Origin of the sequence: Sphingobium sp. MK2, assembly GCF_040170545.1 — a bacterium.
In the GTDB taxonomy this organism is placed as follows: Bacteria; Pseudomonadota; Alphaproteobacteria; order Sphingomonadales; family Sphingomonadaceae; genus Sphingobium.
The window spans coordinates 1-14,746 of sequence record NZ_JAZDXA010000066.1 but is presented as its reverse complement, the minus strand read 5'-3'; the positions used below and the strand labels follow the sequence as shown (position 1 = coordinate 14,746).

Here is a 14,746-nt window from a genome sequence, read left to right as displayed (position 1 = left end):
ACTTTCTTCGCTCCATTCACGTCCTCCAGTCTGATAAACACCTTATCTTGGTGTCCACCAAACCGGCAGCAGGCCAAGGATGGCAGGGCATCCTTGTCGGCCATCACTTGCTCGGCGAGGTTGGCGATACCGGAGTTGGCGACGAACCCGAACTCAGCGAGATGTGCACGCGGGGCATTGGCAAGCATGACCCATCGCACTAGAAGGGATCGAGCGCGATGGGTCATGAGAATGCCCTGCTGTTCGACAGACTTGACCGGCACGAACCGCATCGTCGGTCGCTGCACAGCTTCGCAAATGGCTTCGGCATCGAGCGCGTCACTCTTGCCGCGCTTGACATAGGCCTTCACGTAAGACGGCGGGATCAGGCGAACCTCATGCCCCATCGCAGCGAGCACGCGCGCCCAGTAATGGGCCGTTCCGCAGGCTTCCACACCGATCAGGCATGGCGGCAACTTCGAGAAAAACGGCAGCATCTGCTTGCGATGCAGCTTCTTGACCAGAACCACCTTGTCATCGACGCCGTGCGCCTGAAACACGCTCTTGGCCAAATCCAGCCCAATAATCGTTATCGTCATGGTGAACGCTCCTCTTCCCGCTTTGTCCGAACAACAGCATAGCCGCTGCCGGTCACTGCGGGGGCGTCCACATCATCACCCTTGTGATGGAACGCTTTGTACTGACCGACGCCCAGTGGGCGAATATGGAATCGCATTGTTTGGGCAGGCGGACTGACACAAGACAGAGTAGGAAAGATAATCGGCTGTTCCTAGAGGCGGTGCAGTGGATTGTCCGCACGGGCAGTCCGTGGCGCGATTTGCCAGCCATGTTCGGAAACTGGAGCACGACGTTTCGACGGTTCCGTGACTGGTACGAAGTAGATGTTTTCAAACGGATTTTTGATGTCCTGTTAGAAGCGCCCGGCATGGAATACCCTATGGTTGATGCCTCCATCGTCAAAGTTCACCGGCACGGCCAAGGCGCAAAAAGGGGACTTCGAGCCAGGCCATTGGCCGTTCCAAAGGGGGCATGACGACCAAGATTTTGGCACTGACTTATGCATTGGGCAATCTTGTCCGCTTCGAGCTTCTGCCGGGAAACCGCTATGGCACTATAGGCGTTGCGCCGCTGATCGATGGCATCGACTCCGATGCTCTACTTGGCGACAAGGCCTTCGATGCCAACTGGATGGTCGAAGACCTCGACCAACGCGGGGCAAAGGTGGTTATCTCGCAGCGGCGAAACCGTCTCAACCCCCCAATGTACGAGGTTCACGACCGCTGAAATCTCTCCCGGCGTGAAGCGAAAATGACAAGACACAGGCTGCAGGCCGCTGCCGCAACGCTAGCCGCGGCTGCCGCATTGTAAGCGAACGAATAGGGATCAGTTGTGGCCCGCGCGAACACGGCAGGGAAGACGAAGGTAGCCGCCAGCGCGCCCAGATGGACGGCGGATTGGACCAACCCCAGCGAGCGATCCCGCGCGGCAACCGAAGAAATTCCCCCCGTTACCGATAGGACGAAGGGAACCAGAACCCCCTGGCCAAGACCAACCAGCACGCAGGCTGCCAGCAAGGTGACCGGCGCATGGCTTTGCGCCGCAAGAGCGAAACCACATGCCAGCATGATGAGCGCGACCGATGGAAGGAAGCGGATCCTGCCTCCGAGCAGCGGGTAAAGCAGCGCAGCGACGGCATTGGCGGCACCCGGAACGGCGATGACCCCGCCGATCGCTGCCATGGGGACGATAGCCCGCGAGGCGTTAAAGGTCGCCAGGCTGAGCAACAGGTATGCGAAGGCCAACCACAGCAGGGCCATCAGCGCGAACATTGCGAAGGCGATAGGCGGCAGTGCCGCAGGCGCACTGCGATGCCGCTTGGTGGCGTCCCTGACTGGCGGAGACGAGGGACACCCAATGGCGGTATTGACGAGCAGCAGGAAGATGAATCCGAAAGCGAGGAAAGCGACCTGCCATCCTCGATCGACCAACAGCCCAACCGCTATGCTGACCACGATATTGGCAATATTGAATACGGCGAGCATCAGGCCGTTCATCCGGTCCTTGTCACGTCCTGCATAATGTTCGGCAATCAGCATGGCAGAAATCGGCAGCACAAGGCCGACACCGACACCTGTGACGATCCGTGCCGCCAATATGGCGTCAAGGCTAGTCATATAGGCAGGGGCAATGCCGGAAACGCCGTAAATCAGCAGTCCCCCAAGCGCGATATGCTTCTTGTCAAACCACCCGGCCAGCCATCCGCACAGACCGCTGAAGATGGTGGAGGTGACGAAGGGGGCAGTGGAGACGAACAGCACCTTGTAAAGCGGCTCCTGCGGGAAGGCTTCGCGCAACGTAGCCAGCGCCGGATTGATCGCCGCGCCTTCGAAGTTCCAGGCCATCGCCATGATCAGCACCGAAAAGGCTGCGTAGGCGCTTAGGCCCGTCTTCCTCACCACTTTTGCCTCCGTCACACTGGTTCGAACGCCTCAATAGATTTCAGGAAGTCAATCATTTGTAGGAACTTGATGTCTCTTTCGCGGATGACTCTATCGGGCGTACGCTCGCCATAGTCATACATGCCACGCCCTGTTGAGGCTCCCAAATCCCCGGCTTCGACCTTTTCCCTCAATATGGGCACATCAATGCCGAGCGTGGCGCAAATGGCCTGAACGGTGTCGAGGCCGTTGAAGTCCATGCTTTGCACGATACCCACGACTGGCATGCGGATGCCCAGCACGGCCTTGACCGCGCGGTCGATGTCTTCCGGTTCGATGAGGTCGGATTGCAGCAGGTCGAACATCGCAGAAGCAAAGCTGTGCTGTATCTTGTTCACCACATAACCCGGAGCGAACCGCCTCATGGCCAGTGCGAACTTGCCCGCCTGGCGCAACAGGTCGGCTGTCCGGGCAACCACGTCGGCAGTTGTTTGCGGGCCAGGCGCGACCTCGACCAGCGGAATGATATGCGCCGGCGCGTACCAGTGCGCTGTCACCAACCGCTCCGGGTGGCGCATTGCATCGCAGGCCAGCGCGAATATGTCGAGGCCGGAGGTGTTGCTCATGATGACAGCCCCGGCGGGGGAGGCAGCATCAATGGCGCAGATGACCTCTCGCTTGATGGTTGCCACTTCAGGCACCACCTCGGCCACGAAATCAGCCTTGCCAACGGCGTGCGCCAGGTCGGTATCCAGTGCGATCCGTTTCAACAGCGGCGCAACTGCATCTGCGGCCAGGCTACCATGCTGCACAAGCGTGGCCGCGCTTTCACAAATGGCAGCAAGCGCGCTTTCAAGCAAGGGGTCGGTTCGATCCACAAGGGTGACTTGATGACCGGCGCGGGCGAAGGTGAGCCCGATTCCCTGGCCCATCAGCCCGGCACCGATGATGACGATGTTCATGGCCGTTTCCAAACCCCCGCCCAAATCATGTTGCCGCGACATGGACCTGAAGGTCAGGATGGATTGCTGCAGAAAACCAGGATCGATGCAGGCGCGTTCGCCTTGTTGAGCAGTTCCCTGTTCTCGTCCTCGCCGATGAACACGGAATCTCCCTGTCGCAGCGTCAGCTCGCCCTCTTCACCCCGCACAACGATTTCGCCGCTAAGCACGTAGTAGATGCGTTCGACCGGGGCACCGCCCCATTCCGCACCTCCGCCCGGCAGGAAGTGCGACAGGCCAAGCCAGAACTTGGTCGCGCCACTTTCCTCACGCCCATGGAGTTTAAGCGAGGTCATGCCGAAATGGCCGGGAGCGGCATATGGCAAGACTTGATCCAGTTCGACTTTCTTCATCCCCAAACCCCAATTGTCCCATATTTCAGCTTAGTACGATCAACCGATCGCCGTGAGGCCGCCATCGGCGTAGATTATCTGCCCGGTCACGAAATCGGACGCCGTCGAAGCCAGGAAAATCGCCGGGCCAACGCAATCCCCAGGATAGCCGATGCGCATAGCAGGCATGGCTGCGGCCATGCGGTCACGCTCAGCCGGGTCGGCAGGCAAAATGCCCTCCATCATTGGCGTATAGGTGATCGTTGGCCCCAGCGCGTTAACCTGTACATGGGGTCGAAGGTCCGACGCATAAGCGCGTGTCAGCATGTCGACCGCGCCCTTGGTCGCGCAATAGCCGACATTGCCGCCGCCGCCGTTGCCCACTGCGCGAGCACCACGAACCGAAGACAGGTTGATGATCTTGCCGCCGCCCCGTTGGACCATCTGTGCTCCAAAATGTTTGCAGGTCAGCATGATGCTCTTGACGTTCGCCTCGAACATCGCGTCCCATATCTCGACGGGGAACTCGGTGCCGGGGTGCTTCTTATTGAAGCCTTGGGCATTCACCAGGATGTCAATACCGCCCATTTTTGCGGTCACCTGTTCGCACAGCGACGACACCTCGCTTTCGCGGGTGGCATCACAAACATAGTACAGTACCGGGCGGCCCGTCACAGCGCCAATTTCCTCGGCGCAAGCGGCAAGCGCCTCACGATTGCGGCTGGCAAGGGCGACCTGCGCCCCTGCGTCGGCCAGGCCCAGCGCGATCGCCTTGCCAATGCCGCCCGCCCCGCCAAAGACGATAGCCATTTTGCCTTGCAGGCTGAATAGCGTCATTTTGAGCCTTCCCGTTCCTGCTGCGCCTTCCACTGGCGCGACTTTTCCACCGCGTCCCAGCTCTCGACAGTCTGCGGCTCCATCATATCCTTGACATCGGGCGCGTAACGCCAATGGGCAAGAACACCCATGTCCTTCTCGTCGATCTGCTTCTTGCCGTCGCCGAGTTCGCCCTGTGCGACCTTGATCATCGTGCTGTACTGTTCGCTGACCGTGTGCAGCTTGAGATCATTGACCAACAACCGTTCGAGCGGGCGCTTGCACAGGTTAGAGGTAATCGTGCGGGTTTCGCGGGCGACCGATTTGATGAGGCGGGCAAGTTCCCAGGCGCGTTCAATCACCTTGTCCTTGGGGACAACCTCGTTGATCCAGCCCCATTCCAGCGCCTGCTTCGCATCCCACTGGCGCGAGGTATACATCAGGTAGTTTGCGCGCTTGGTGCCCAGAAAATGCTGCATCAGCAGGGCCATTCCGTCACCCGGAACAAGTCCGTATTGAAGATGCGGATCGTCCCAGCGGCAATCGTCCGCAGCGATCGTTATATCGCACAGAATTGCCGAATCCCAATGGAAGCCGGGACCCTGCATCGCGCCGATCGTGGGGATTTCGAGGTCCATGATCATGTTCTTGATGATGTTTGTGTCATCGAAATACTGGTGATCGAAACGTTCCTTCGAATATTCTTCCCAGCCGTCGTGATCGAAATCCTGCATCCAGTTGTCACCCTTGTGGGTCCAGATCAGAATTTCGTTATCGTGGTCCATTGAGATGATACGGGTCAGTTGCGACATCGCACGATGGGCAGGACCGCTCCAGTGCATCGGACCGTCACCAGTCTTCATCGTGACTTGCAGGATTCCATCCTCGCGTTCCAGGTCGAAATGGTCCTTAAACCATTCCCGATACTCATCGAACTTGGGAAGCTGGACATAGTCCGCCATCGGCTTTTTCATATGAAGTCTCCAGAATACTGATAGTGATGTTCGAGCCAGCGTCGGACCCTTGATTGTCGCGGGGGATGAAAACGCGCTTCAGGCAAGGAAATTGCCGACCAGTTCCACGCAGTTGAAGCCTGTCACTTCCTCACCCATAAATTGGCCCGTGAAGGTGCAGGCGGCTTCATATTTGTTATCGCCGCTTGGCGAGATGATCTCCTGATCGGGCATCCCTTCCCAGATCCTGACATCAAACTCGGCATCGAACGCCGGAATGATGACCTTGTAGGCGGTGGCATAGGTCTGACCCGTCACCGGACTGGTCCAATGTTCCGATTCATTTTCAGCGAGAGGCACCATGTCGGCCATCATCACGGCACCGGAAGGGGTGAGCGCGGTCGCCCAGGCATTTTGCTTCTTGCCGTGCACGGACATGTCCCAGAGGCTTATCTTGACCCCGTTGCTGAGGCTAAGATTCATCCATTTCCACTTGGTCCGCTTCTCGAAAAAGTCGATCGGCATATCGTTCCACTGCCTGTCGAGCCATGCGTCGCCTGAAATTTCCTGGGTCTTGCCGTCAAGCGTCAAAGTGCCCTTCGCGGTCATATACGGCAGGGCAAACTGCCAGACAGGAACCTGGCCGCTGAGAAAGGGAAACAGGCCGGTTCCGCAATTGTCGAGCACCGGCCCAGTGCGCTGTAGTTCCAGTTCGATCGTTCCGGTGCCGTTCGGCAAATTGGAGCGCATCTTCATCGCATCGAGTGTTCCGACAATGGCCGAATTGGCGCAACTGATGTCAAGGCGGTCCGGGCTGACATGGAATTCGCCTGCCGGAAAGGCGTGTTCTTCCTGTGCATGCCAGCGATTTTCACGGTCGCTGATCGATATGATCGACAGCAGGATCGGGTAGCTGTCAGGGAGTTTGTTCGGGTTTACGGCCATCTGGTGAAGGATGACCTGAAACTCCCGGCCATCGGCGGCCCTGAGGCGGGACACCACGAAGTTGCTGTCTGTGTGAAAGCCGTAATGGACACCCAGATCGCGTGCATGATCGATCTGTCCCGGAACGCCCGCTACCTGCTTAGGCACAACAGGCTCCTTGGGGACGCCGGCCACATAGGTCAGGTCTGGCGCAGCCTTGCTTGTCTGGGGTGCCGCGGTTCGAGCAACTGCTTGCTTGGACTGTGTCATGGAAACCTCCTAAGTTTATCGGGAGCCAAAGTTCTTAAGCTTTCCCGACCACATCGTTGACTATTTGCCGCACCATCGATTCCGGCACTCCGTTTTTCAGCACGCGTCCTGCCTGCTTGAAACGTCCGGTGAGTTCGCGGATTTCGTCCCGGCTGGCTTCAACACCGATCCCTTCCAGAATCGATGCGGTAGACGCGCCGCCTGTGCCCACGCCCAGAACGATCCGGCAGGCATCCTGACCAACAGTCTGCGGCTGGAACGGAAAAATGAGGTTCTTGAGTGGCGTATCCTTCATCGCCTGCATGGCGTGCACGGCAATGCCGGATTCGACTTCAAACAATCCGTCGCCCACGATGGCCTTGTTCGATGCGAGGCGGATCTTGGAGATTTCTGCAACCATGTCCGATGTCGACTTCAGTCTTGCAAGGTCGATCCCGGCGTCCAGACCGAGCAAGTGCTGCGCGATCATTGCGATCTCTTCGGTTGCGACGTTGCCAGACCGCTCGCCCAGGCCGTTAATGGAACTGTGTACCATGTCTGCGCCCGCAGAAACCGCCATGATTGCGCCGGCCGCAGCCAGGCCGAAATCATTGTGGATGTGGAAGCCTACTGGCAGTCCTGTCCAGTCACGCAGCTTGCGGATGTAGTGATAGGTCGCAAAGGGGTGGCCCATGCCGAAGGTGTCGGCAATCGTGACACGGTCCAGTGGTGCCGTTTCCGCGAGCTTGCGGAAGAAGCGTTCCTGGAAATCCAGGCCCTCGATCCGCATTGCATCCCAGCCCATGAATTCGACATACATGCCCGCCTCCTTGCCCGCTTGGGCATATTCGGCGATGCGCAGCAGCAGATCGTCCGGCGTGGTCTGGTATACGTCGCGCATGAAATAGGGGTTGAGGCTGAATTCGAGCAGCATGCCGTCAGCCTTGGCGTCGATGCTGGCCCGTACATCGCTTTCATTGATCCGCACCAATGGTACGATCGCCGCTCTCAAACCCATAGCCGAAAGCGCCCGAAGCACCTCGATGTCGGGCTCGGTGACCGGAAGGCCCGGTTCGATCGAATGCGCGCCCAGCCGGTCGAGTTCGACAGCGATGGCGATCTTTTCATCGGGCGTGAAGGCAACGCGCGGCGTTTGCTCGCCATCGCGCAAGGTCACGTCATGGATCAAAAGTCGTTCCGGAAAGACCATCTGGTCGCGCACTTCAGGAAGCCAGTTGAGCGGCGATACCCAGCGGTCATCACTGAACGCCGGTTCCTGCAATGGCACGCCAAATGCCGGGCTGAGGAGTTCACCTTTCATTTCGATCCTTTCCCTCGGACTCTGGCCGATCATCGCTTTCTGCTTTTTTTGAGTGAGACACAAAAATTAAGCCGGTGTCAACGACGTCTCTGAAGTGATCGCTTCGCGCTGACGCGATGGGCACCCGGCAAAAGCGGGCGCGCGCTGCTCTATCGGCTAAATAAATCTTTATTTTTCCGTATTTTGTAGAAAGAAAGGGAAGTGCGAACCGGCGCGGGCCACCGCCGGCAAAATTTATGATCCACAGGCGCGGCAAGATGGGTGAGGGACTAAATTGAACAATGAATCAAAAACGTGGAATCGACAGAGAATCAAACATTTCACCAGAAAATGCGCCCTATTCTTGCCTGCTTGTCAGATTTAGGCCTAAGGCTACCCCGTCCGTCTGATGGAGAATGAGCGTGGATGAAGTGGCATCGCCAGCTAAGTCGGTTAAAAAGCGGCTGAGCAGCAAGCGCGAGCGGACCAAGGAGTCCCTGATCAACGCCGCAATCGCGCTTATTTCTGAAAAGGGCGTCGCCAACACTACGGTGCTGGACATCACCCAATCGCTGCAGATCAGCAACGGCACCTTCTACTATCATTTCCAGAAGATGGACCAGTTGCTGGAGGAAGTCGGACATCGGATCGTGGAGCGCCTGGTGCGCCAGATTGGACGGGTAACACGGGTCGATCCGGCGGCGCAGGTCGCGCGAGGACCAATGGTTATATTGCGGTTCTGGGCCAGAAACCCCGCGCTTCAAGCGATCTTGCTTCACGTCATGGATGATCCCGATAAGCTGCACGAAAAGCTGGAAGGCAGCCTGCACGGCGACCTTGAACGGGGCCGCCGCGTAGCGCGTTTTGCGGTAGAGAACACGACATTTGCGGCAAAACTATGCCGTTCAATCAACATCAGCGCGCTTCGCTATGGCGACTCTCTGGGGCTGAGCGAAGAGCAGCTCGCGGTACAGGCGGCCGCTCACACACTTGGAATGCTCGGCGTCCCGATGTGGGAGGCGCATGAGATTGCTATCCGTGAGTACCAGTCTCTCCAAGGTGAGGTTGACGCCTAGTGGTCCGATTATGACATTTGCATCCTCGCCGCCAGAGGATGCAAATGTCATAATCAATCCACCAGACCGCATAAACCCCGCCCCACTGACGTCGGCTGGTCGGGGTCTTAGATTTCCTTCTGCATACAATTTCGCGATGCCCCTTGGCTGCTGCGCGACATCGGCTTCAGCCTGCGCAAGCGAGCGGACTGTGCTGCTGCCGCAGCCGCCGGCGGCCCAGTGGCTGGATCAGAATATTTAAGTCGCTCTCATTTTTTGTTTGACATGATTCGACTGGAATGATCAAATCAAGCTGCACAAAGACTGCTGGGATCCTGGGGCCAAGACGGCAGCCAGAATATCTAGCGTCGGCAATTAGGAGAGACCAAATGCGAAAATCCGCACGATTTTACGCCGCATCTGCGGTTGCGCTGATTGCAGCTACGCACGAAGCTCGCGCCCAGGATAATGATGAGACGCATCTTCAAGAAATTGTGGTCACTGCCCAAAAACGTGCGCAAAATCTTCGCGACGTGCCAATTTCGGTGACCGCTGAAACGGGCGAGTCCCTCGCTCGACGTGGCATCAACGATGTCTCAGATCTGGGGCGTGTCGCCGCAGGTTTTAGTTTCCAGCGCAGCACATGGGGGCCTCCAATTCTCTCGATTCGCGGCGTCGGCTTCTACGATCGGTCCGTGAGCGCGAGCCCGACTGTCTCTGCCTATGTCGATCAGACACCGCTGCCCTACTCCGCAATGACTCGCGGCCTGACGCTTGATCTGGACCGCGTTGAAATCCTCAAGGGTCCGCAAGGCACCATTTTTGGACAGAACTCTACCGGTGGTGCCATCAACGTCATTGCGGCCAAGCCAACACAGGAACTGAGCGCCGGAGCCGACATTACGATCGGCAGGTTCTCTGCAGTGACGGCACAGGGCTTCGTCAGCGGGGGGCTAACCGATAATTTGCGGATGCGCATTGCCGGACGCTATGAATACCAGGATGACTGGCAGGTCAGCTTCGCCCCAAATGACCAACTGCTCGGCAAGCCGCCTGGAGATACCCTGGGCAAGCGGCGCTTCGCCGTCGGCCGGTTGTTGACCGACTGGGAGCCTTCCGAAACGCTCAAGTTCCAACTTTCCGTGAACGGCTGGCAGGATCGCTCCGATACGCAGGCGTTCCAGTTTGATGGGTTCAGCCCCCTCTTGCCTGCCAACCCGTTTAACGGCGCAACATTCGCCGCACTACAGCCGCTTCAGCCCTTCGGCGGGCGCAACGCCCGTCTGGCAGGCTGGAATGCTGGACAAGACCTTTCTCGCGACGACTATTACTATCAGTTTTCATTGCGTGGCGACCTGGAACTCGGCGACGCCACTTTGACGTCGATCTCATCATATGGCCGCTACCGGGAGCGTTCACTGACCGATCCCGACGGTACCGCCTTTACCGACATCGGTGTCGGCATAAATGCCAAGATTGCCAATTATTACCAGGAACTCCGCATTGGACAGTCCTCGGGCCGGTTCAAATGGGGGGTCGGCGGCAATTATGGACGCGACAATATTTCGGAAAACCTTGTGAATTTCCTTGGGGGAACAAACAACGGTGCTGGTCCTTTCCGATACAATGCAGTGGCGCTGCGAAACCGTCAGGTGGTCGATACCTATGCTGCCTTTGCCAGTGGTGAATTTGAGATCGTCGACAGCCTTAGCGCGCAGGCCGCTGTTCGGTACACCAAGCAAAACCGGGAATTTGCAGGCTGCCTCGCCGACCCTGGCAATGGACAGCTCGCCTTCGCATTCGGGTCGATTTTTCAAATTCCGACGGTTGCCGGAGGCTGCGTCACGCAAATCGCCCCAGGCGTACTGCCGCCGAACATCACGGATTCGCTCGACGAAGACAATGTTTCATGGCGGCTTGGTCTCAGTTGGAAGCCGGGAGCGGATTCGCTCATCTACGGATCGGTTTCAAGAGGATATAAGGCGGGCAGCTTCTCGGCCGTGCTTCCTGCAGTTTTCGGGTTCCAGTACGCCCCGGCCACGCAGGAATCCGTGCTCGCTTACGAAGCGGGCGCTAAAGTATCGCTGTTTGATCGCAAGGTGCAATTGAACGGCGCGGTATTCTACTATGACTACAAGGACAAGCAACTGACCGGCTCGGTCGTCGTGGTACCCTTCGGTGCGCTGCCAACACTACGCAATATCCCCAAATCGCGCGTGATGGGCGCTGAAATTGAGTTCCAGGCAAGACCGTTTGCCGGACTGGCGCTGAGCGGTGGTGTGACATGGGTCGATTCCGAAATTCGCTCCAATCCGCTTCAGCCTTTTGACACTTATGGCAATCCGGCCAATTTCATCGGGGAAGCGTTCCCCAATACGCCGAAGTGGCAGGGGAATCTCGATATCGAGTACAGTTTCAGCACGGCATCGGAAGCGCGGATCTATTTTGGTGGAGGCGTGAGCGCGCGCAGCGGAACGTCGGCCTTTATCGGCAACAGCACCTCTGTCGCACTCGGCTTTCCCAGCCTGTTCATTCCTGATTACGCACTGCTTGACCTCAGGGCTGGTATCGAAGGCAAAGACGGCCGCTGGAAGGTTCAGATCTGGGGCAAGAACGTGACCAACGCCTTTTACCTGACCGATCGCGCCAAGCCAATTGATACGGTGGTCAATTCCGTCGGCATGCCGGTAACCTATGGGCTGACCGTCGGTTTCCGCTATTGATTGCGGCCATAGCAATGTTGATCGTGCCACTGGAGGTTTGGCTACTATGAAGTATCAGGTTACTTCTGCCGACAGGCTACCAATTCCGACACGGTATCATGCCGAGAAGGCGGCGCTTGGTTACAGCGCCGTCGATCTCGGCAAGCCTCATGCGCGCTATTTTAGTCCCAAAGTCGCTCGTATTCAGGACCATGTGTTGGATGCCATAGCGCTGGGTCTGCAACCGGCGGAATATGCCTATACCATCGACGAGGCGGGCACTCGCCTGGGCCTCCACGGATATGAACCCATGGAAACAGGCGTGAGCGTTCTGCGAGATGGCCGTTTCATGATAGCCGTCCACACCCTTATGCCGCGTGTAACCGCACAGATGTGGGACTGGTGGTTTGCCTGGCACGGCCACGAGACAGCGCGCTACAAGCTTTGGCATCCCGAAGCGCATGCACGCAGCGCCATGGCGGAAGACCGTCGTGGCATTGGGCTGCCTTGGTCACAGCAGTATATTAACAATGTCAGCTATGTTTCGGAATATCTCGGCGGCCAGATGGACGATCTTACAATCCGCTTCGTCGATCCTGGTTCGCTTGGCTTCCAGTCTGCTCCAGATTCGCTTGTCGTCGCGGGGAGGCTTGGCCCAACCGCCGTGCCGATCGCCGTTGGCTGGGGCGCGCACCAGCTCCGTCCCATTGAGGGGGGTTGTGAAATGCGCAGCCGTTTTTTTCTGAACGAAATCGAGTTGCTGGCCATCCCTGCAGATTGCGTCTCGTCATGGCAGGGAAAAGTGATGGCGCGTATGCCGCGTTGGATGGCATCCCCTCTGGCCCGCAGAATCCGTCTTGATCCGGCAACCTTTGGCACCGCGCTCATGACGCACTGCGCGCAGGAGATGAACCACTTGGCAGGCATTCTCCCGAATCTTTTCGAGCATTTCAAAGACGCACCGTGACGCTGCGGGCACGGGTAGCATCGCTGCAAGAGGCCCCCTGTAGTGGTCACCGGAATGAGGAAACTATTATCTTCAGGACAAGAATGGAGCGAGGAGCATGAGCAAAGCCACGACACCGCAGCAGAGCGCTGATTTTCCCGTTCTAAGCGATGACATGTTCGATCCTGCCGTGCTGGCGGATTCCATCGGCAGCTTCCGGAAAATCAGGGATATGGGTGATGTGGTATGGTCGCCATCGCTCGGCATGTTCATCGCCGGGCGGTTCGCTGATGTGCAGAAAGGGCTCCGGGCGCATGAAGTTCTCATCAGCGGTCGAGGCGTCACGGTAAACGCAGCCCTGCGCACCGACCCGGATCAGACCGACCCCGTGGGCGTGCTGACGATGGACGGAGAGGAGCACGCCAGGCACAAGCGCCTTCTCATGAAGCCACTGACGCCCAAGGCATTGCGGGATGTGAGCGATCGCATCCGGGTCGAAGCCGAGGCGGTGGTCGCCTCCGTCGCGAACGCCCAACAGTTCGAGGCAATTAGCAGCCTTGCGTCGCACCTGCCCAAGCGAATTGTATCCCAGCTCGTGGGGCTAACCGACGTAGGTTCCGAACAGCTTTTGCGGTGGGCGGCTGCTGCTTTCGACGGCTTCGGCCCACCTGATAATCCGCGCCTGCTGAGCGCGGTTGATACCCTTGGGGAATTCCTTGCTTACGTTCCTGATCTCACCCGCGACCTGCTTGTTCCTGATGGTTGGGCAGCGCGCTTGTTTGATGCGGCGGACCGTAGCGAGATCACCGAAGACATGGCACGGTCCATGATCTTTGACTATGCAACTCCCGCACTTGACACGACGATCCTCTCGATCGGTGAACTGTTGTATCAGTTGGCAACGACGCCTGGCGCATTCGATGCCTTGCAGTCCGATCCTGGCCTGATCACCTCTGCTGTCTATGAAGCAGTGCGCCTTGCATCACCGATCCGCGGCTTCGTACGGTACGCGGTGCAGGATTTTACATTCACGACCAGCACTATTCCAGCAGGATCGCGGATATGGCTGCTCAATGCTTCCGCCAACCGCGATGAACGCCACTACGACGATCCCGACCAATTCGACATCAACCGCAATCCCCGGGATCAACTCGGCTGGGGCATTGGCTCGCACATGTGCGCCGGGATGCACCTAGCACGGCTAGAGATCGAGACGATCCTCAGTTCACTGTTGGATCACGCTAGCAGGATTGAACTCGCCGGGCAGCCAGAACGAATGGTCAACAACGGTGTGCAAGGGTGGCGAAAGCTTCCCATCACCGTGTATCCTAAGAAACTCGACTGAAAGACAGCGCCAGGATAAGTGATCTGCCCCGCCGAGTGGGCGGGTTGGTTTGTTAGTGGATCATGCTCGCCGCCGTCATATCCGGGCGGAGATGTAGCGAAGCGGAACCGGAGGCCGGATATGGCAGTGAAGCTGTTTCCGGCGCTGGTGGTCGGTAGCCAAGGCTACTGTACGGACGGACGGTGTGGTGTAGCCTGAGAGGGTGGCCACCGTCGATCTTCTGGTAGGGTTCGGATGCGAACTCGAACCTGGAGAAGAAGATGATGACCGACGACAGAATGGCCCTTGTTGAGCTGATGGAGCAAGGGTCCGACAGCGATTTTGTGCGCGAGATGCTGGCCTTTTGCCGCGGAGCGCATGATGGATCTGGAGATTGAGGCCAGAACCGATGCGCCCGCTGGCAATCGCAACCCAGCGCGGCTCAACCACCGCAACGGCTACTGCAAACGGGGATGGGTACCAGCGGTGTGTCGAAGAGCCAGGTCAGTCGCCTGGTTACTGAGATCGACGGGCGCGTGAACGCCTTCCTCACCCGCCCGATCGAGGGCGAGTAGCCGTACCTGTGGATCGACGCCACCTACCTCAAGGTCCGCGAGGGCGGGCGCATCGGGAGTGTCAGGATTTCCGTGTGCGGGCGGGCGGTTGATCATCAGGCCGCCATGGCTCTGATGAAACGTTCGCCGAA

General features: G+C 58.2%; 14 protein-coding genes and 2 pseudogenes. 7 read left to right on the top strand and 9 right to left on the bottom strand.

Annotation, left to right across the window (positions count from 1 at the left end):
• Positions 1-578: IS110 family transposase (locus V2I08_RS19550; protein WP_349636455.1), on the bottom strand; the 578-nt coding region annotated here is incomplete at its 3' end.
• Between the two features lie 86 nt (positions 579-664).
• Here V2I08_RS19550 and V2I08_RS20660 point away from each other — a divergent pair.
• Both V2I08_RS20660 and V2I08_RS19545 read left to right on the top strand, forming a co-directional pair.
• Positions 665-1,033 (top strand): IS5 family transposase, encoded by a 369-nt coding sequence (locus tag V2I08_RS20660; RefSeq protein WP_405053682.1) that lies wholly within the window; start codon positions 665-667, stop codon positions 1,031-1,033.
• Positions 1,030-1,284, top strand: a complete 255-nt coding sequence (locus V2I08_RS19545; RefSeq protein WP_349636454.1) for a hypothetical protein — start codon at positions 1,030-1,032, stop codon at positions 1,282-1,284. Before V2I08_RS20660 ends, V2I08_RS19545 begins: the two co-directional genes overlap by 4 nt.
• On the opposite strand, the gene V2I08_RS19540 is transcribed toward V2I08_RS19545, so the two are convergent.
• From V2I08_RS19540 to V2I08_RS19510, 7 genes are all read right to left on the bottom strand, one after another.
• Positions 1,272-2,459, bottom strand: a complete 1,188-nt coding sequence (locus tag V2I08_RS19540; protein ID WP_349636453.1) for an MFS transporter — start codon at positions 2,457-2,459, stop codon at positions 1,272-1,274. The two genes, V2I08_RS19545 and V2I08_RS19540, sit on opposite strands and share 13 nt — an antisense overlap.
• Before the next feature lie 11 nt (positions 2,460-2,470).
• A complete protein-coding gene (locus V2I08_RS19535; RefSeq protein WP_349636452.1) occupies positions 2,471-3,400 on the bottom strand; it encodes a 3-hydroxyacyl-CoA dehydrogenase NAD-binding domain-containing protein in 930 nt (309 codons plus the stop codon).
• A 53-nt stretch (positions 3,401-3,453) separates the two neighbouring features.
• Entirely contained in the window at positions 3,454-3,792 is a 339-nt protein-coding gene (locus tag V2I08_RS19530; protein WP_349636451.1) for a cupin domain-containing protein, read from the bottom strand.
• Positions 3,793-3,831: 39 nt separating this feature from the next.
• On the bottom strand, positions 3,832-4,608 hold the full coding sequence (locus V2I08_RS19525; protein WP_349636450.1) for an SDR family oxidoreductase: 777 nt from the start codon (positions 4,606-4,608) through the stop codon (positions 3,832-3,834).
• A complete protein-coding gene (locus tag V2I08_RS19520) occupies positions 4,605-5,561 on the bottom strand; it encodes an enoyl-CoA hydratase/isomerase family protein (protein ID WP_349636449.1) in 957 nt (318 codons plus the stop codon). The genes V2I08_RS19525 and V2I08_RS19520 overlap by 4 nt, the downstream gene beginning before the upstream one ends.
• Positions 5,562-5,639: 78 nt before the next feature.
• Entirely contained in the window at positions 5,640-6,734 is a 1,095-nt protein-coding gene (locus tag V2I08_RS19515) for a lipocalin-like domain-containing protein (RefSeq protein ID WP_349636448.1), read from the bottom strand.
• A gap of 34 nt (positions 6,735-6,768) precedes the next feature.
• Entirely contained in the window at positions 6,769-8,034 is a 1,266-nt protein-coding gene (locus tag V2I08_RS19510; protein ID WP_349636447.1) for a hypothetical protein, read from the bottom strand.
• A 395-nt stretch (positions 8,035-8,429) separates the two neighbouring features.
• On the opposite strand from V2I08_RS19510, the gene V2I08_RS19505 reads away from it, so the two are divergent.
• The 4 genes from V2I08_RS19505 to V2I08_RS19490 all read left to right on the top strand — a co-directional run bounded on the left by V2I08_RS19505 (position 8,430) and on the right by V2I08_RS19490 (position 14,061).
• The gene (locus V2I08_RS19505; RefSeq protein ID WP_349636446.1) at positions 8,430-9,089 is read left to right on the top strand and encodes a TetR family transcriptional regulator; all 660 of its coding nucleotides are present in this window, start codon (positions 8,430-8,432) and stop codon (positions 9,087-9,089) included.
• 368 nt (positions 9,090-9,457) lie between these two features.
• Positions 9,458-11,791 carry a TonB-dependent receptor domain-containing protein gene (locus V2I08_RS19500; protein ID WP_349636445.1) on the top strand — a complete coding sequence of 778 codons (2,334 nt, stop codon included), beginning with the start codon at positions 9,458-9,460 and terminating at the stop codon, positions 11,789-11,791.
• A gap of 46 nt (positions 11,792-11,837) precedes the next feature.
• On the top strand, positions 11,838-12,737 hold the full coding sequence (locus V2I08_RS19495) for a DAPG hydrolase family protein (protein ID WP_349636444.1): 900 nt from the start codon (positions 11,838-11,840) through the stop codon (positions 12,735-12,737).
• 97 nt (positions 12,738-12,834) lie between these two features.
• On the top strand, positions 12,835-14,061 hold the full coding sequence (locus V2I08_RS19490) for a cytochrome P450 (protein ID WP_349636443.1): 1,227 nt from the start codon (positions 12,835-12,837) through the stop codon (positions 14,059-14,061).
• 52 nt (positions 14,062-14,113) lie between these two features.
• Here the strand turns inward: V2I08_RS19490 and V2I08_RS19485 are convergent.
• A pseudogene (locus V2I08_RS19485) lies at positions 14,114-14,257 on the bottom strand (IS3 family transposase); the annotation flags it as partial.
• Between the two features lie 67 nt (positions 14,258-14,324).
• Here V2I08_RS19485 and V2I08_RS19480 point away from each other — a divergent pair.
• Positions 14,325-14,746: pseudogene (locus tag V2I08_RS19480) on the top strand (transposase); the annotation flags it as partial.

Bases quoted from the DNA above. Each gene is read 5' to 3' on its own strand.
- V2I08_RS19510 (WP_349636447.1), bottom strand. From the start codon at position 8,034: ATGAAAGGTGAACTCCTCAGCCCGGCATTTGGCGTGCCATTGCAGGAA.
- V2I08_RS19520 (WP_349636449.1), bottom strand. From the start codon at position 5,561: ATGAAAAAGCCGATGGCGGACTATGTCCAGCTTCCCAAGTTCGATGAG.
- V2I08_RS19490 (WP_349636443.1), top strand. From the start codon at position 12,835: ATGAGCAAAGCCACGACACCGCAGCAGAGCGCTGATTTTCCCGTTCTA.
- V2I08_RS19495 (WP_349636444.1), top strand. From the start codon at position 11,838: ATGAAGTATCAGGTTACTTCTGCCGACAGGCTACCAATTCCGACACGG.
- V2I08_RS19535 (WP_349636452.1), bottom strand. From the start codon at position 3,400: ATGAACATCGTCATCATCGGTGCCGGGCTGATGGGCCAGGGAATCGGG.
- V2I08_RS20660 (WP_405053682.1), top strand. From the start codon at position 665: ATGGAACGCTTTGTACTGACCGACGCCCAGTGGGCGAATATGGAATCG.
- V2I08_RS19500 (WP_349636445.1), top strand. From the start codon at position 9,458: ATGCGAAAATCCGCACGATTTTACGCCGCATCTGCGGTTGCGCTGATT.
- V2I08_RS19530 (WP_349636451.1), bottom strand. From the start codon at position 3,792: ATGAAGAAAGTCGAACTGGATCAAGTCTTGCCATATGCCGCTCCCGGC.
- V2I08_RS19505 (WP_349636446.1), top strand. From the start codon at position 8,430: ATGAGCGTGGATGAAGTGGCATCGCCAGCTAAGTCGGTTAAAAAGCGG.
- V2I08_RS19515 (WP_349636448.1), bottom strand. From the start codon at position 6,734: ATGACACAGTCCAAGCAAGCAGTTGCTCGAACCGCGGCACCCCAGACA.
- V2I08_RS19545 (WP_349636454.1), top strand. From the start codon at position 1,030: ATGACGACCAAGATTTTGGCACTGACTTATGCATTGGGCAATCTTGTC.
- V2I08_RS19525 (WP_349636450.1), bottom strand. From the start codon at position 4,608: ATGACGCTATTCAGCCTGCAAGGCAAAATGGCTATCGTCTTTGGCGGG.